Genomic DNA, 17,250 nt, shown 5'->3' on the forward strand with positions numbered 1-17,250 from the left:
TTTTCTTTATCTATTATATCAAATATAAGTCCGTTTGTAACTAGCGAAGAATTCTTTTGTTCGCTCTTCTTTAGGATGGTGGATAATCTCATCCGGTGTTCCAGACTCAATGATTTTCCCCTTATCTAGGAAGAGAATCTTATCCGCAACTTGAGCTACAAAGGACATGTCATGACTAACCAAAATCATGGTTTGACCTGACTTAGCAGCATCTGCAATAGACTTTTCTACTTCGCCGACCAATTCTGGATCAAGGGCTGAAGTTGGTTCGTCTAAGAGCAAGACATCTGGTTTCATCGCAAGTGCACGCGCTAGGGCAACCCGTTGCTTCTGTCCACCTGATAAATGGCGAGGATAATGGTTTTCACGGTCTGAAAGCCCAACCTTAGCCAACTCTTCCTTGGCAATCTTGGTTGCTTCTTGGTCGGATAATTTCTTGACAACAACCAAGCCTTCTTTCACATTATCAAGTGCTGTTCGGCGTTCAAACAAATTAAACTGTTGGAAAACCATAGACAACTTACGGCGTAGGGCAAGGATTTCTTCTTGAGTGATTTTAGAAAAATCAACTGAGAAATCATCAATCTGAATAGAGCCACTGTCAGGTGTTTCAAGATAATTGAGACTACGAAGGAAGGTTGATTTTCCAGCTCCTGAAGAACCAATCAAGGCTACAACTTCCCCTTTTTGAATATCCAAGTTCAGATGATCCAAGACAGTCTGTCCTGAAAAGGATTTGCTTAAATTCGAAATCTTAATCATTAACGAAGGTCTCCTTTCACATCTGTTTGCACTGTATCGGGTGCAGAAATAGCCATTTTTCTCTCGATGAAACGACCAAGGCTTTCAATTCCGATATTGACTACCCAATAAACAAGGGCAACGGAGATAAAGCGTTCAAAGTAGCGGTAATCAGCTCCACCCAAAATCTGAGCTTGGGCAAAGACTTCCACAACACCCGCACTAAAGGCTAGAGAAGTTCCTTTGGTCAAGCCGATTAGGGAATTGATTAAGGTTGGAGTCGCCACAACGGCCGCATTTGGAATAATCACGCGACGATAAACTTGCGCTCGGGTCATCCCCAGACTGCGTGCCGCCTCAATCTCACCAGGATTGACTGAGAGAATGGCTGCACGAATGGTTTCACTAGCATAAGCTGCTTCATTAAAGGCAAAGGCGACAATTGCAAAAGCAGCGGCTGGAATCGCATTGATATTGAAACCAGTTCCCCATTGCTGATTGAGAGCTTTCAAAGCCAAAGGAATTCCGTAGTAGGTCAACATGAGTTGCACCAAAATCGGTGTCCCTTTTAAGAAGCTAACAAAGAAGGCCTGCAAGGGGTATAAAATTTTGACACGATTGATCTTCACAATGGCAAAAAGAAGCGCCAAAACCAAGCCAAAAAGAGCACCACCAATGGTCAACATAATCGTTATTGGAAGTTGTTGGACAATTCTCGGGATTCCATCAAAGACCGAACGCAAGCTAAAAAGCTTGCCATCCGGAATCAATTGCATCAAGTTTTGGTACCAATCTGATGCTAAAATCGTTGTAACATTCATAAAAACATCCTCTCCTGATAATGATTCATTCTACCATACTTTTGCCGTCAATGAAATTATTTGCTACGGTCAGGTACAGACTTTGTCTACCTACTAGTTTATCATACTTTGAAACAGGGAGGTTATATATTTTATCTATCAAAGAGATAGATAAAAACTATTTCAATCCCAATTCTTCATAAGCTTTTCGATAACCGATTTGCTTAACAGTTCCATTTTCTACTAAAATGGGGCGTTTTAACAACATACCGTCGCTTGCTAGCAACTCAGCTGCTTCTTGGTTTGACAGACTTCCTACCTTATCTTTCAGCCCCAATTCACGGTATTTGATCCCACTGGTGTTGAAAAATTGCTTCAACTCAAAACCCGAGGTTTCTAGCCAGTTTAAAATGACTTCTTGGCTAGGTGTTTCTTCAACGATATGGATGGCTTTATAGTCCACACCGAGTTGGTTTAATTCTTGTTTTGCTTTTTTACAAGTTGAACATTTTGGATATTCGATAAATTCTAACATGTCTTTCACTTTCTATTTTATATCTTTAAAATCTGCGCCTTCATGCTCCAAGAGCCAAGCTTTCTTTTCCACTCCTGCAGCATAACCTGTCAGACGCTTGCCAGCTCCCAGCACCCGATGACAAGGTACTAGGATAGACCACGGATTGCGTCCTATCGCTCCACCAATTGCTTGAGCAGAAGCCACTTGTAGCTCTTGGGCTATTTGTCCATAGGTCACTGTCTGACCATAAGGAATTCCCTGTAGATAGGACCAAACTCGCTTTTCAAAATCCGTTCCGATTGGAGCCAAGGGCAAGTCGGATAAATCCTGAGACTTGCCTTTAAAGTAATCATCTAAGCAAGCAATAACTGGATCTAAAATTGGATGACTAACAACTGCTTCTATCGTCTCATCTCCTAGTCCTCTCTCAAAATGCTTCTGCTCCTGCACCCAAATGCCATACAGATATTGCTCGTCGGCAACCAAAGACAAGGTTCCTATTGGCGAAAAGTAGAGCATTTTTACGTACATCTTTTGCATTATTTCTTTAATTTTTGATAGGCCAAGCGTTCGCCATCAACAGGCACTTTACCAACCTGTTTAAAACCAAGTTTTTCAAAAATATGCTGCATGACCTTGTTTGCAACATGCGTATCTGAGCGAAAATCTAGATAGTCAAAACCTTCAATCAAGCCCTCTAAGAAGGTTTGAGCAACGCCCTGTCCCTGTACATCTGCTGCCACAGCAATACGGTGAAAGACTAGGTACTCTGACTCCCCAGCTTGCCAGTTTCCTTCATAAATGGCTTCATAGGCTGCCTCTGGACTCTTGGTCACAGCTGCATAAGCTAGTAATTCTCCCTCTTCCAAGGCTACATAGGCTTGACCTGAGATAATATCCTCAATAATAATATCAGCATTTGGATAACCATTTTGCCACTGGTCACTACCAGCATCTGCTAAACATTTTTTAGCATCCTCCATCACCTGCATGATGGTATCTACTTCATTTGGAAAAGCTAAACGAATTTCCATCTTTTCTCCTCATTTCTGACTAGTTTCTCCCATCATAGCATAATTTAAGTCTTTCTACAAGCAGTTAAAACTTGACTTTCTATTTCTATTATTTTATAATCTAGTTATTAAAACTAGATAAAAAGGAGTTGAAAATGAAAACTACCTTTTCCTACCCAAAATGGGCAGAAATCCCAAATATTGACCTCTATCTGGACCAGGTTTTGCTCTATGTCAATCAGGTCTGCTCCCCTATCTCTCCTGATAAAGACAAGGGCCTGACAGCATCCATGGTCAACAATTATGTGAAACATGGTTACCTAACAAAGCCTGACAAGAAAAAATACCAACGCCAACAGATTGCCCGTCTGATTGCTATCACAACCCTCAAGTCGGTATTCTCTATTCAAGAAATAGCTCAGACACTTAATACTCTCCAAACTCAAGCAAGTTCAGACCAACTCTACGATGCTTTTGTGGACTACATGAACCAAGGAATTGACCCAGCTAACCCCATTATCCAAACCAGCTGCCAAACCGTTAAACTCTATCATCAAACCCTAGCCTTAATCGATCATACTCAAGAGGAGGTAATCCAATGAACACTAGTCTTAAACTCAGCAAACAACTCAGTTTCGGAGAAGAGATTGCTAATAGTGTGACCCATGCCGTAGGTGCAGTCATCATGCTCATCTTACTGCCTATTTCATCAACCTATAGTTATGAGACACACGGATTTTTATCCTCTATCGGCGTTTCCATTTTCGTTATTAGTCTCTTTCTCATGTTCCTATCATCCACCATTTATCACTCTATGGCCTATGGTTCGACCCACAAATATGTCTTGCGAATCATTGACCATTCTATGATTTATGTTGCTATTGCTGGCTCTTATACACCTGTCGTACTGACTTTGATGAATAACTGGTTTGGCTATCTGATTATTGCTATCCAGTGGGGAACGACCATCTTTGGTATTCTCTATAAAATCTTTGCTAAAAAAGTCAATGAGAAATTTAGCCTTGCACTTTACCTGATTATGGGCTGGTTGGTTCTAGCTATCATTCCTGCCATTATCAGTCAAACGACACCAATTTTCTGGAGTCTCATGGTAACTGGCGGACTATGTTATACAGTTGGAGCTGGATTTTACGCCAAGAAGAAACCTTATTTCCACATGATTTGGCATCTTTTTATCCTAGTTGCGTCTGCCCTCCAATACATTGCCATTGTTTATTACATGTAAAAAAGTTGAGAAATTCAATCTCAACTTTTTTCTTTACACATATTGATAAAGTACTGGTGCAAGCGCACATCATCAGTCAATTCTGGATGAAAAGAAGTTACAAACATATTTTTTTCTTGGGCTGCAACGATTTGATTATCAACTGTTGCTAGAATTTCTACACCCTCTCCAACACTAGTGATAATTGGACCACGAATAAAGGTCATTGGAATCTGACCGACTCCCTTACATTCTGCTTCCGTATAGAAACTTCCTAGTTGGCGCCCATAGGCATTGCGCTCGACCACCATATCCATAGTTCCTAGATGACTCTCTTCCTGAGAAGTAATTTCTTTAGCCAGCAAAATCAAGCCTGCACAGGTTCCAAAGGCTGGTAAACCAGATAGAATGGCTTCTCGAATGGGAATCAGCATGTCCTGCTCACGTAAGAGCTTGCCCATGGTTGTAGATTCCCCACCAGGTAATATCAAACCCGACAAATCACTCTGATGTTTCTGAAAATCTTCTAAATTTCTGATTTCAACACTCTCGACACCTAATCGATCTAGCACTTTTGCATGTTCTGCAAAGGCCCCTTGCAAGGCCAATATTCCGATTTTCATCTATTTTCCTCGCTCTGCCATGAGAATTTGAATTTCATTTTCATTAATACCAACCATGGCTTCGCCTAGATCTTCAGAGATTTGAGCTAGGATTTGAGGATTACGGAAGTTAGTTACCGCTTTGACAATGGCACTCGCTCGTTTAACAGGATCTCCTGACTTGAAAATACCTGAACCGACAAAGACACCCTCTGCCCCTAATTGCATCATCAACGCAGCATCTGCTGGCGTTGCAACGCCTCCAGCCGCAAAGTTTACAACTGGCAATTTTCCATGTTCATGGACGTATTGAACCAATTCTACAGGTACCTGCAAGTCCTTAGCAGCAACATAAAGTTCGTCCTCTCGTAAGTTTTGAATACGGCGAATTTCCTGATTCATCATACGCATATGACGAACAGCTTGGACGATATCCCCCGTACCCGGTTCTCCTTTGGTACGAATCATAGAAGCACCTTCAGCGATACGACGCAAGGCTTCCCCCAAATCCTTAGCCCCACAGACAAAAGGAACTTGGAATTCTTTTTTGTCCACATGGAAACGGTCGTCTGCTGGAGATAAAACTTCACTCTCATCGATATAGTCAATCTCAATAGCCTCTAAAATCTGAGCTTCAACAAAATGCCCGATTCTGACCTTGGCCATTACTGGAATACTAACCGCTTCTTGGATTTCCTTAATCATCTTTGGATCACTCATACGGGAAACACCACCAGCTGCACGGATATCAGCTGGAATCCGCTCCAAGGCCATAACAGCAGCCGCACCAGCAGCTTCTGCAATGCGGGCCTGTTCAGGATTCTGAACGTCCATGATAACCCCACCTTTGAGCATCTGTGCCAAGTTTTTATTTAGTTCATAACGATTTTCAGTCATTTATTTTATCCTCATTATTTATATTGGTAGCTACCATTTCATTTTAAGTTAGATTAAAATGAAGTACAAGATAAAAAAAACGTAATTGTGTGGGTACAGATTGGCTAAAAAAACTATCTGACCTTAGCTTAAGGCCAGATAGTTCATCAAATTTTATTTTTCAGCTGTAAGGGCAGCCATTGTGATGTAGTTATATGGTTTGTTGAAGTGTGGCAAGAAGAATAGGTCTGTCAATGCCAATTTATCAATTGTCACATGTTCTTGGATAGCAAGTGAGAACATGTGGATTCCCATGCTGATTGCAGAATCGCGTGAAACCATTTGTGCACCAAGAATTTCACGGCTATCTTTGTCAAAGACAATCTTGATGGCTACTTCATGGTTATCATGTTTCATGAATTCTGGTTTTTGAAGATCGTTAAAGCCTGTTTCAGTTGCATTGTAACCAGCAGCTTTAGCTTTTTCAAGAGTCAAACCAGTTGAAACCATGTGAAGACCGTAGATTGAGATACCGTTTGATCCTTGAACACCGATTCCTTCCAATTCATGTCCACATGCGTTATATGCACCAACGATACCAGTACGAACAGCGTTTGAAGCAAGCGCAATGTAGCTAGTGTCTTTACGAGCGTTGTCATAAACAGTCGCACAGTCACCTACTGCGTAAACGCCTGGGATAGATGTTTCTTGTTTTTTGTCTACAAGGAAGGCACCGTTACGGAATAGTTCAATTTTTCCATCAGCAAGGGCTGTGTTTGGACGGAAACCAACTGCAAGGATAACCATATCCACATCAAAAGTTTCTTTATCAGTAATCAAGCGTTCAACTTTACCGTCACCCTCGATTGCTTTAACAGTTTGACCAAGCGCCAAGCGGATGTTGTGGTCTTCCAAGTTCTTCGCCATCATTTGTGTGAAGTCTTTGTCATAGTAACCGTTCAAAACAGTATCAACGATATCAACAAGGACAACTTCTTTTCCAAGACGTTCAAAGGCTTCAGCAAGTTCAACACCGATATAACCACCACCAACAACGGCGATTCGGTCAAGGTGTTGACTCTTATCAGACAATTTGTGAATCACTTCTTCAGCGTTTTGGTACAATTTCACAAATTGTACGTTTTCAAGAGTTGCTTTAAATTCACGGTTTCCTTTAACAATTTCAACACCTTCGATTGGTGGCAAGATTGGTGTAGAACCTGTAGCGAAAATCAATTTTTCATATGATTCTTTGTGCTCTTTTCCTTCAACTTCCGCTGTAACTACTTTGTTATCATAGTCTATTGAAAGAACTGGTGAATTCATGTATACCTTAGCACCTTTAGCTTCCAATTTTTCTTTATCAGAATAGAACAAGCCTTCAGCACCGTCAATTTGTTCACCAATCCAGAGGGCCATTCCACATCCTAGGAAAGAAATGTTAGAGTTTTGGTCAAATACAACGATTTCGTTCTCATTTCCAAAGTTATCCAACATAGTGTTAATACATGCTGTACCAGCGTGGTTAGCACCAACTACAACGATTTTACTCATAGAAAAATTCCTACCTTCAATTTTAAATTTACCCCTCTAGTATAACATTTACTGTTAGCGTTTACAAGAGTTTTGCTAATTTTCCCGTTTTTTTTGTAAAAAAATGTAAATAATCTGTATTTTATCAGTCTTTCTTACAATTACTCTTTATTTTCTGAGCATATTTCTTGACAAGTTTACAAATTTTATTTGTGAAAACGCTGACTTTATGGTATGCTAGTATCATGAAAAGAAAATGTAAGGGGTTAAACTTAATATAAATTTACTATATTTCAGTCTTCTTTTCATAAAAGAAAGGAGTTGGTAGCTTGCCTCTTAGTTCACATTCCGAACGGCTAATGGGGACTACTATCACTATTTCATTAGTAGATGAGCGAGCCGATAGCTTGATCCAGAAATCCTTTGATTTACTCAGAGAGCTTGAATACCGCTTCAATGCCAATAGTCAAGAATCTGAGTTGATGGAAATCAATTATCAAGCTGGAATAGCTCCAGTCAAAGTTCATCCTGATTTGTTTGAATTGATTTCACTTGGATTAGAGCATAGCCTAGCGCCCTCTAGTCATCTCAACATCAGCATTGGTCCCTTGATTCAAACCTGGCGTATCGGTTTTTCAGATGCCAAGGTCGCCCAGCCTCAAGAAATTGAATCGGTGCTACCTTTAATCAATCCTCATTATATCGAGTTAGATTCGTCCACTTCCACTGTGTTTTTAAAACAAAAAGGAATGAAGATCGATCTTGGTTGTTTAGCCAAGGGTTATAGTGCGGATAAAGTTGCCCAATTTCTGAGAGAAGAGGGAGTAACATCTGCCTTAATCAATCTGGGAGGGAATATCCTGACCATTGGAAAAAATCAGGCAAGAGGGGATCACCCTTGGCAAATTGGGATTCAAGACCCAGCCAATCCTAGGGGAAATCACTTAATGACCATCCCTGTTGTCAATAAATCTGTCGTGACTTCAGGCATTTATGAACGTCACCTGACTGTCGATGGAAAAGATTACCATCATATTTTTGACAGCCAAACAGGATATCCTGTTGAAACGGAACTAGCTAGTCTAACAATCATCTCTGATAAATCAGTTGATGGTGAAATCTGGACAACTCGTCTATTTGGAGAAAGACCTGCTTCTATCCTCTGGCAAGTCGAAAGTTTGGAGGGCATCGAAGCTATCCTCATCGATAAGGAAGGTCACCTAAGCTGTTCTTCAGGAATTCCAACTCTATAGAAATAGATATTTCAATGGAGTTTTAAAATCGTATTATGTAAAAAGAGAAAGGAAATCTCATGTTAAAACTTATTGCTATTGTTGGAACAAATTCAAAACGTTCTACAAACCGCCAATTGCTTCAATACATGCAAAAACATTTTGCTGAAAAAGCTGAAATTGAACTTGTTGAAATTAAAGACATTCCTGTCTTCAATAAACCAGCCGACAAGCAAGTACCTGTTGAAATTTTAGAAATTGCTGCTAAAATTGAAGAGGCAGATGGCGTTATTATCGGTACTCCTGAGTACGACCACTCTATCCCAGCTGTTTTGATGAGCGCTCTTGCTTGGTTGTCTTATGGTATTTACCCACTCTTGAACAAACCAATCATGATTACAGGTGCTTCTTACGGTACGCTTGGTTCATCACGTGCTCAAATGCAACTTCGCCAAATCTTAAACGCACCAGAAATCAAAGCAAGTGTCCTTCCTGATGAATTCTTGCTTTCACATTCTCTTCAAGCCTTTAATCCAAGTGGAGATCTAGTAGATCTTGATGTTATTAAAAAACTGGATGCTACTTTTGACGACTTCCGTATCTTTGTAAAAATTACAGAAAAATTGCGCAACGCACAAGCCTTACTTCGCAAAGATGCTGAAGAATTTGACTGGGAAAATTTGTAAGATAGGAGACCAAAAAGAATGAAATTTGTTGGACTTGTAGGATCAAACTACGATCAATCATATAACCGTAAACTCTTGGAATTCATCCGTCGTCACTTCAAACTCAAATTTGAATTAGAAGTTCTCGAAATTGACGAAGTTCCAATGTTTAACCAAGACGAAAAATGGGATGAAAGTTTCCAATTGCGTCTCTTGTATAACAGAATTACTCGTGCTGATGGTGTCATTATCGCTACTCCTGAGCACAACCACACAATCTCAGCTTCTCTTAAATCTGTTCTTGAATGGCTTTCATACGAAGTTCATCCATTTGAAAACAAACCAGTCATGATTGTGGGAGCTTCTTACTACGACCAAGGTACTTCTCGTGCCCAAGTTCACCTTCGTAAGATTCTTGACGCTCCAGGTGTCAATGCCTACACACTTCCAGGAAATGAATTCCTTCTTGGTAAAGCCAAAGAAGCATTTGACGCAGAGGGCAATATCACAAATGAAGGAACTATTAATTTCCTTGAAACATGCTTGGACAACTTTGTAAAATATGTGGGAGTCGTTTCAAAATTGAAAAAACCAAAACCAATTGCACCAGAAGATTTATATTGTACAAATTCAATTGCAACTACCATTCAAGGTGTTGATCCAGACGATCCTGAATGGGTAGAAAAAGCAGCTGAACTTGTTGGAGCTGTTTCTGGAGATACTTACGTTAAATTAGACCATGGTATCTTGACAGTTAACCAAATTGACATGTTCTTGAAAGCAATGCCATTTGAGTTGACATTTGCAGATGATAATAACCAGTTCTTGTACTTTAATAACGCACACCAAGATCCAAATACAATGTTTGGTAAACGTGTACGTGCTCAATCAGGAAACCGTTTAGGAACTGTACACGGTTCATTGCCAGATTCTCGAATGAAAAACGTTGAATGGGTTGTTGGCGTACTGCGTAACGGGGATCAAGAATATGTCCGTACAATTGTGCCAGGAACACCAGAAGGCGTTATTAATACCCATAATTACCAAGCAATGTACTATCCAGATGGTTCATATGCTGGAATCAATGAAATCATCTTTAATTTCCAACCATGGCTTGACTGGTACCTCAATACAACTGGTCAACGTCTAGTTGGTGGAAATGCTGCAGCTCCTGCCGGAGGCCACGGTGGCGCAGATGCCACATCTGGAGCTTCTGATGCAGGTGATGCTGGAGGTCACGGTGGTGGCGCAGACGCTACATCTGGCGCAAGTAACTAATAATAGTTCTGGGAACCATATTGGTTCCTTTTTTAGCGAAAAAAGACTAGCAGACAAAAACTGCTAGTCTTTTGGTATTATTTCATCTATCTTTGTTAAAAGAAAGAATATTTATACTCAATGAAAATCAAAGAGCAAACTAGGAAGCTAGCCGCAGGCTGTACTTGAGTACGGCAAGGTGAAGCTGACGTGGTTTGAAGAGATTTTCGAAGAGTATTATTATGAATTTGGATCATCGAGACTACGACCATGTAACCCTTTTTCACGTTGAACTTGACGTAGTTTCTCTGGTGTAACATCGTTTCCTTCTTCGTCCACAATTTTGATCCCTTCGATGTGGTGACGAACAGTGCGACGGTACCCTTCGATGTACTCCTCACGTAGTTTGGCTTGTTCAACTTTTTCTTCTGGTGTCAAGCCTTCTGTTTTTTTCTTTTTGGCAAGCTCGTTAATACGATCAATTTTTTTAGGATCCATGTTTCTCTCCTTTGTGATAAGATAAAGTCCGTTTATCAAATTTTATTTAGTGTTAATTTGGTTAAAACGAGCAAGCTTAGCTGCTTTTTGAGTTAAATGAGACAAGATTGCCAAACGATTTTGACGGACAGCCTGATCTTCGGCCATAACCATAGTATTTTCAAAGAAAGAATCAATAACTGGGCTAAGAGCAAAAAGTTGTTTCAATTGCTGACTGGCAGTACCTGATAAAACGAGTGATTCTACTGCTTCTGCCAAGGCTTTTTCTTGGTCATTTTCAAAGAGTGCTGAATCAACTGCAACAACTCCTTCTGCCTTATCAGCCAAGTTAAAGGCACGAGAAAGTGATTCAACAGATGGTTTGAAATCTTCTTCCTTACTTGCTTCTACAAGAGCACTTGCTGCTTCCAACATATCCGCCACAACAAAGTTTGAACCTGCAAGAACGGCTTCCTTTATATCTTTTGGAGTAGAACCCATCATCTTATCAACACGAGCCTTGATAAAATCCATAACCTCTGCCTTATTTTCATAAGTCAAGCTATCAAATGTTAAAGCATAAAGGCTATCGATCAGCTCATCCATAGCAATGTGCCAACCAAAAGCATCCAAGATACGAACTACACCTTGAGTTGCACGACGAAGAGCATAAGGGTCATTAGACCCTGATGGAATCAAACCTACTGAGAAGAAGCTCAAAATCGTATCCAATTTGTCTGCAATGGCAAGCACTGCGCCGACCTTGCTCTCTGGAAGTTCTCCTTCAGCTGAAGTAGGCATGTAGTGTTCACGAATAGCAGCTGCTACCGCTGGAGTTTCCCCAGCAAGAAGGGCATATTTTTCACCCATAATTCCTTGGAGTTCGTCAAACTCACCAACCATACCTGTCAACAAGTCAAACTTGTAAATGGCTGCTGCACGGGCTAGGTCAATCGTTTCATCCGCTGACAAACCAGCTTTTTCTGCCAAGAGAATAGCAATCTGACCAGTACGAATCATGTGTTCACGAAGGGAACCAATTTTCTCATGGAAGGTTACATTGTTTAATTTTTCAACAAGATCTGAAATCACCAATTTTTGGTCTTCACGCCAGAAGAATTCTCCGTCTTCCAAGCGAGCTACCAAGACTTTTTCATTTCCTTTGATGACATTTTCCAAATGATCTGCGTTTCCATTACGAACAGAAATGAAGTTTGGCAAGAGTTTACCATCTTGATCACGGACAACAAAGTACCGTTGGTGTTCCTTCATCGAAGTCACCAAAACTTCTTCTGGAACTTCAAGGTATTTGGCATCAAAACTTCCCATAAAGGCAGTTGGGTATTCAACCAAGTTCAAGACTTCATTAAGCAAGTCCGCATCAATTTCGATATGTACACCATGCTCAGTTTCGATTGCTTTGATTTGGTCAACAATCATTTGCTCACGTTCACGAGGATCCGCGATTACAAACTGCTTACGAAGGTCTTCTTCGTAGCTCAATGCTGACTGAATCTTAGTTTCTTGTCCCAAGAAACGATGACCACGGCTCACACGATCACCCTTAATATCAAGAAAATCCAAGTCAAACTCTTCTTCATCTAAAAGAACAGTTAAAGTGTGAACAGGGCGGATGTATTCAAAGGTGTTGTTAGCCCAATGCATGCTGACAGGGAAAGTCAAGGACTTCAAGACATCTACAACACCAGGAACAATGGCTTCAACTGCTTGACCAATTTCTTCCTTGGTAACATAGACATATTCTTCACCCTTGATTTCACGGAATTCGATATCTTCAACAGTCAATCCTTTTCCACGAACAAATCCTTGAGCTGCTTTGGTGAAGTTTCCATCACTATCCAAGGCAATTTTCTTTGCTGGCCCCTTAAAATCTTCTGTCAAATCAGCCTGTTTGTCTGCAAGACCAGTTACACGAACAGCCAAACGACGTGGTGTTGAGAAGGTCTGAATAGCTTCAAAAGACAGGCGGTTTTCCTTGAGGAAGGCTGCCATTTTTTCGCCAAGTTGTTTTTCACTTGGTGTGACAACATAGGCTGGTAATTCTTCAAGACCGAGTTCTACTAATAAGTTTTTTGTCATGTTTTTTCCTTTACATTTTCTTCAATCTTTTTTGATATGCACCTTAGGTACTGGGGACGTCGCTAACTAACTTTGTGAGTCTGTATGGAAATCTAATACTAAATTGATCAAGATTTCCAACAGTCTCATCAAAGTGGATTTAGCTGACTAATTTTTGAACCTAAGGTTTCAAAAATCCCCACATAACAGTACGGCGGTGCATATCCCTCTAGCAAGTCTTCGACTTGCCTCTAACGATTTTAGAGCACAATATTACTCACTATTCTGCGTCTTCTGCTAAGAGTTTAGCTCGTGTTGCTTCATCCAAAAGTGGGTAGCCTAGGCGTTTTCGTTCTGCGACAAAGGTTTTAGCTACGACACGGGCCAAGTTACGGATACGAGCGATATAGCCTGCGCGCTCTGTTACAGATACCGCACCACGCGCATCAAGTAGGTTAAAGGTATGTGAACATTTGAGAACATAGTCATAGGCAGGGTGCACCAATCCTTCTTCCAAGGCACGACCAGCTTCTTTTTCAAACTTATCAAAGTTTTCCAACAACATTTCTTGATCAGAAATTTCAAATGAATATTTTGAGTGCTCGTACTCAGGCTGGATGAAGATTTCTCCGTATTTTACACCATCAGCCCACTCGATATCATAGACAGAGTCTACTTCCTGGATGTAAGAAGCCAAACGCTCCAAACCATAGGTAACTTCCGCAGTCACAGGGCCAGTTGCCAATCCACCAACTTGTTGGAAATAAGTGAACTGAGTGATTTCCATACCGTCAAGCCAAACTTCCCAACCAAGACCAGCTGAACCAGTTGATGGGTTTTCCCAGTTATCCTCAACAAAACGGATGTCGTGCTCCAAAGGATTGATTCCCAATTTTTCCAAAGACTCAAGGTAAAGTTCTTGGATGTTTGATGGAGATGGCTTCATGACCACCTGGAATTGGTGGTGTTGGTAAAGACGGTTAGGATTTTCTCCGTAACGACCGTCAGCAGGACGACGTGATGGCTCTACATAAGCCGCATTCCATGGCTCAGGTCCGATAGCGCGAAGGAAAGTGTAAGGACTCATTGTTCCCGCACCTTTTTCATTATCATAAGCCTGCATAAGCATACAACCTTGGTCATTCCAAAATTGTTGCAAAGTCAAAATAATTTCTTGAAATGTTAATTTCTTAGACATTGAATACTCCTTTAATTTATATTATCTTCTTAGATTTATTTTTCAAGCAACCAAGAAAAGGCTGGGTCCTGAAAAATATGACGTTTAGGAACAGTTTGTAAATTCTGATCGCTTTCATCTATTGTACCTAATTTCAAAGCACAGACTTCTGGTATATTTTCTTGAACAGTGAAAATTTGACTATGACAGTTCTGGCAGTAATAACGCTGTTTTCCTGGAGAAGAACTATAGGAAACAAGCTTTTCTTTTCCATGCAATACTAGCTTTTCACTGCTAACTTTAGCATTAACTGTATAGGCAGACGCAGTTGCTTTCCGACAAAATGAGCAATGACAAAAAACTAATTCCGATAATTCCTCATCTAGAGTGTAGGTCACTGCTTTACATAAACAAGATCCTTTAAGCATTATGCTCCTTTCTACTTAGGCATTAGACGAATTCAAAAAGAACCGAATTTCAACACCCAAGCCTTGCGACTAGGGGCGTCAGAAACGCGGTTCCACCCTAATTTATTACTTCATTTGTTTTTAAAAATATTACAGAAAGCGCCAGTTCTTTATTTTGCCCTACTTGGCTCCCACTATCCCAAGTTCGCTTGAAGAACGCCATAAGACTTTCTTTCCTGCTGACTATTATATCAAAAATTAGCACAATGTACAATTCTTTTTATGATTTTCTAGAAATCCATATCATCAACTCGTGGAGCACCAGACTGAACAACAATTGTTTTTAAGGTTTCACATTCCTTATGACTCAGTTCAATTCCAAAGCAATCAAGATTAGCCTGAATACGAGAAGCTGTGACAGATTTTGGAAGTGGTAAAAATCCTTCTGCTAAGCTCCAGGCCAAGGCTATCTGAGCAACCGATTTACCGTGATTTAACGCGATTTCTTGCACTTGCTTGCTATCAAACAGTTCTCCCTGACCAAAAGGGCCCCAAGCTTCCAATAAGATTCCTTTTTCTCGACAGTAATCTACGACTTCCTCTTGATACACACCTGGAGCCAAACGAACTTGATTGACCGCTGGAAGAATTTTTGCTGTTTCAAGCAAGGCATCCAAATGATGGGGAAGGAAATTACTAACACCGATAGCACGGATTTTGCCTTCTTGATAGATGTCTTCCATCGCTCTCCAAACTTCTGAATTTCGGATTTTCCAGTGGTTATTTTCTCTGAGCGGTTTTGGATTTGGCCAATGAATCAAATACAAATCCAAATATTCCAAGCCCAGCTTCTCTAAAGACTCTTCAAAAGCCTGACGAGCTTGCTCATAGCTATGATTTGTATTCCAGAGTTTGCTGGTTACAAAAATTTCCTCACGCAGAACTCCACTATCTTGAATGGCACGACCAACGCTTTCTTCATTTTTATAAATAGCTGCCGTATCGATATGGCGATAGCCTGCCTTTAAAGCCTCTAGTACAGCTTGATATGCAATCTCTCCATTTTCAGCTTTCCAGGTTCCAAATCCCAGTACTGGAATTGTAACACCATTGTTTAAAGTATAAGATTTCATTATTTTTCCTTTCTATGAGAAGAAAATCCAAAGAGCCAAATTTTCAAGGAAAACTTTTCTCTTTAGATTTTGTGTATTATTGATTGCGGTCGTAATAGATCTGATGAGCTTTAAGACGAGAGTCTAACAAATCTGGAATTGTCACAAAGTCATAACCCTGACCTTTCAAATAGTCAATGACCTTGGGTAAAGCATTCACTGTCTCAACATGGATATCATGCATGAGAATAATAGAACCATTCTTGACTTCACGCTGAATTTCTGTCAAAATAGATGCTTCATTTTTACTCTTCCAGTCCAGACTATCTACATCCCACATAATAAAGCTCAAATCGAGACTATTGCGAATGTCATCTGTAATAGCCCCATAAGGTGGACGCATAAGTTTAGAACTAGAACCCAGCACCTTAGTTAGCGCATCCTCAGTATCAGTAATTTGTTTTTTAGCTTCATCAAGGGAAAGTTTTGAAAGCACTGGATGACTCCAACTATGGTTTCCAATGACATGTCCATCCGATTTCATGCGTTTCAAAATCTCTTCATTTCCAGAAACATTCTTACCTAGCACAAAGAAAGTTGCCTTGATACCATACTTGGAAAGAGTATCTAATGCTTGATTTGTCGTTGCAGGATTTGGTCCATCATCAAAAGTCAGGGCCACTACTTTACGATTTTTCTTTTCATAATAAGCCTTATATAGCTCTGCATCCTTATCTAATAAATAAGAGGACTGAATAACTTCAAAGAAACTAGATACTGGCAAGGCAATCTCGTCTAGATTTTCAACTGACTGACTTGGATAAAGGATAATCTGACTATCCTTGTAATCAAAATTCCATGCAGACAAGTCTTGGTCAGAGAAACCTTTAACAACTTGATCAATCTTTTCTTGCTCCAATTTCTTATCCTGTAAAAAAGAAGTCAGTTCTTTTATCAGTTTCTCTTTGGCCTTACTAGCATCTGAAAATAATTGATCAAGTGTAAAAGGTTTACCATCTTCTGTCAAATGTACTTTTGCCAGACTAGTTTTTTCAGTCTCTTCAACTTTTGAAGAAGTTAAATCATAGACTTGTTTCACCACACTTCGGTTGACAATCCCTTTTAAAGTTGAATCCTGTTTCTCCGTATAATAAAAAACCAGATTTTCCTTATCCTCTAGATTGTCTTTAATATCCTGTGTCATGATTCCCTTTATAGACGAAATCACTTGCTCCCCTTGGAGAGGATAATAGGCAATTACTTCGGCTTGTCCCTTACGAAAATGATCTTTCTGATTTCCCTCACTCAATTGATTATCTTTATCATTTTTTAAAGACTCAATTTTTTGTTCGAAACTTTGCTTTGTATATACTTTGTATCCAATCATTGAACCAAGGACACAAATACTTACCGAAAAGATAGCTACCAGGGCTATTAAACCGATTCTCTTTTTATCGTGCTCAACACGTTTTGCTCTACTTTTATCCATAGAGATATCATATCAAATTCAGGCTATAATTTCAATTATTTTAGAGGA

The 17,250-nt window shown here is 40.1% G+C and carries 19 protein-coding genes; 5 read left to right on the top strand and 14 right to left on the bottom strand.

Annotated features, from left to right (window positions below):
- Positions 1-18 precede the first annotated feature (18 nt).
- The 5 genes from SM12261_RS06060 to SM12261_RS06080 form a co-directional block, all read right to left on the bottom strand.
- Positions 19-762: an amino acid ABC transporter ATP-binding protein gene (locus SM12261_RS06060; RefSeq protein WP_000590982.1), complete on the bottom strand. Its 744-nt coding sequence runs from the start codon at positions 760-762 to the stop codon at positions 19-21.
- Positions 762-1,562 carry an amino acid ABC transporter permease gene (locus SM12261_RS06065; RefSeq protein WP_001103445.1) on the bottom strand — a complete coding sequence of 267 codons (801 nt, stop codon included), beginning with the start codon at positions 1,560-1,562 and terminating at the stop codon, positions 762-764. The genes SM12261_RS06060 and SM12261_RS06065 overlap by 1 nt, the downstream gene beginning before the upstream one ends.
- A 157-nt stretch (positions 1,563-1,719) precedes the next feature.
- Complete coding sequence (locus SM12261_RS06070) at positions 1,720-2,076, bottom strand: arsenate reductase family protein (RefSeq protein ID WP_000889083.1); 357 nt, start codon at positions 2,074-2,076, stop codon at positions 1,720-1,722.
- A 12-nt stretch (positions 2,077-2,088) separates the two neighbouring features.
- Positions 2,089-2,598, bottom strand: a complete 510-nt coding sequence (locus tag SM12261_RS06075) for a methylated-DNA--[protein]-cysteine S-methyltransferase (protein WP_001171156.1) — start codon at positions 2,596-2,598, stop codon at positions 2,089-2,091.
- Entirely contained in the window at positions 2,598-3,092 is a 495-nt protein-coding gene (locus tag SM12261_RS06080; RefSeq protein WP_000405856.1) for a GNAT family N-acetyltransferase, read from the bottom strand. The genes SM12261_RS06075 and SM12261_RS06080 overlap by 1 nt, the downstream gene beginning before the upstream one ends.
- Before the next feature lie 134 nt (positions 3,093-3,226).
- Between SM12261_RS06080 and SM12261_RS06085 the strand changes: the two genes are divergently transcribed.
- Both SM12261_RS06085 and trhA read left to right on the top strand, forming a co-directional pair.
- Positions 3,227-3,673, top strand: a complete 447-nt coding sequence (locus tag SM12261_RS06085) for a DUF1836 domain-containing protein (protein WP_000858732.1) — start codon at positions 3,227-3,229, stop codon at positions 3,671-3,673.
- Complete coding sequence (gene trhA, locus SM12261_RS06090; protein ID WP_001098001.1) at positions 3,670-4,317, top strand: PAQR family membrane homeostasis protein TrhA; 648 nt, start codon at positions 3,670-3,672, stop codon at positions 4,315-4,317. The genes SM12261_RS06085 and trhA overlap by 4 nt, the downstream gene beginning before the upstream one ends.
- Positions 4,318-4,337: 20 nt before the next feature.
- Here the strand turns inward: trhA and pdxT are convergent, their stop codons facing one another.
- The 3 genes from pdxT to nox all read right to left on the bottom strand — a co-directional run bounded on the left by pdxT (position 4,338) and on the right by nox (position 7,328).
- Positions 4,338-4,919, bottom strand: coding sequence for a pyridoxal 5'-phosphate synthase glutaminase subunit PdxT (gene pdxT, locus SM12261_RS06095; protein WP_000689951.1), 582 nt, complete (start codon positions 4,917-4,919; stop codon positions 4,338-4,340).
- Positions 4,920-5,795 (bottom strand): pyridoxal 5'-phosphate synthase lyase subunit PdxS, encoded by an 876-nt coding sequence (pdxS, locus tag SM12261_RS06100; RefSeq protein WP_000138517.1) that lies wholly within the window; start codon positions 5,793-5,795, stop codon positions 4,920-4,922. It lies immediately after the preceding gene.
- 153 nt (positions 5,796-5,948) lie between these two features.
- On the bottom strand, positions 5,949-7,328 hold the full coding sequence (gene nox, locus SM12261_RS06105; protein ID WP_000036778.1) for a H2O-forming NADH oxidase: 1,380 nt from the start codon (positions 7,326-7,328) through the stop codon (positions 5,949-5,951).
- Positions 7,329-7,636: 308 nt separating this feature from the next.
- Here nox and SM12261_RS06110 point away from each other — a divergent pair, with 308 nt between their 5' ends.
- The 3 genes from SM12261_RS06110 to SM12261_RS06120 are packed head-to-tail and all read left to right on the top strand — an operon-like array spanning position 7,637 to position 10,482.
- Complete coding sequence (locus SM12261_RS06110; RefSeq protein WP_004238721.1) at positions 7,637-8,560, top strand: FAD:protein FMN transferase; 924 nt, start codon at positions 7,637-7,639, stop codon at positions 8,558-8,560.
- Between the two features lie 59 nt (positions 8,561-8,619).
- A complete protein-coding gene (locus SM12261_RS06115) occupies positions 8,620-9,225 on the top strand; it encodes an NADPH-dependent FMN reductase (protein ID WP_000915955.1) in 606 nt (201 codons plus the stop codon).
- Positions 9,226-9,243: 18 nt separating this feature from the next.
- Positions 9,244-10,482, top strand: a complete 1,239-nt coding sequence (locus SM12261_RS06120) for an NAD(P)H-dependent oxidoreductase (RefSeq protein WP_000673651.1) — start codon at positions 9,244-9,246, stop codon at positions 10,480-10,482.
- A 219-nt stretch (positions 10,483-10,701) separates the two neighbouring features.
- Here SM12261_RS06120 and SM12261_RS06125 read toward each other — a convergent pair whose 3' ends face one another.
- From SM12261_RS06125 to pgdA, 6 genes are all read right to left on the bottom strand, one after another.
- Complete coding sequence (locus tag SM12261_RS06125) at positions 10,702-10,959, bottom strand: DUF896 family protein (RefSeq protein ID WP_000371299.1); 258 nt, start codon at positions 10,957-10,959, stop codon at positions 10,702-10,704.
- A 42-nt stretch (positions 10,960-11,001) separates the two neighbouring features.
- Positions 11,002-13,038: a glycine--tRNA ligase subunit beta gene (glyS, locus tag SM12261_RS06130; protein ID WP_000164733.1), complete on the bottom strand. Its 2,037-nt coding sequence runs from the start codon at positions 13,036-13,038 to the stop codon at positions 11,002-11,004.
- A 259-nt stretch (positions 13,039-13,297) separates the two neighbouring features.
- Complete coding sequence (gene glyQ, locus SM12261_RS06135) at positions 13,298-14,215, bottom strand: glycine--tRNA ligase subunit alpha (protein ID WP_000038733.1); 918 nt, start codon at positions 14,213-14,215, stop codon at positions 13,298-13,300.
- Between the two features lie 35 nt (positions 14,216-14,250).
- Positions 14,251-14,622, bottom strand: a complete 372-nt coding sequence (locus SM12261_RS06140) for a GFA family protein (RefSeq protein ID WP_000912013.1) — start codon at positions 14,620-14,622, stop codon at positions 14,251-14,253.
- A gap of 269 nt (positions 14,623-14,891) precedes the next feature.
- Positions 14,892-15,734 carry an aldo/keto reductase gene (locus SM12261_RS06145; protein ID WP_000844580.1) on the bottom strand — a complete coding sequence of 281 codons (843 nt, stop codon included), beginning with the start codon at positions 15,732-15,734 and terminating at the stop codon, positions 14,892-14,894.
- A gap of 76 nt (positions 15,735-15,810) precedes the next feature.
- Positions 15,811-17,202 (bottom strand): peptidoglycan-N-acetylglucosamine deacetylase PgdA, encoded by a 1,392-nt coding sequence (gene pgdA, locus SM12261_RS06150; RefSeq protein WP_000361597.1) that lies wholly within the window; start codon positions 17,200-17,202, stop codon positions 15,811-15,813.
- Between the last annotated feature and the right edge of the window lie 48 nt (positions 17,203-17,250).

It is taken from the genome of Streptococcus mitis NCTC 12261 (genome assembly GCF_000148585.2).
Taxonomy (GTDB): domain Bacteria; phylum Bacillota; class Bacilli; order Lactobacillales; family Streptococcaceae; genus Streptococcus; species Streptococcus mitis.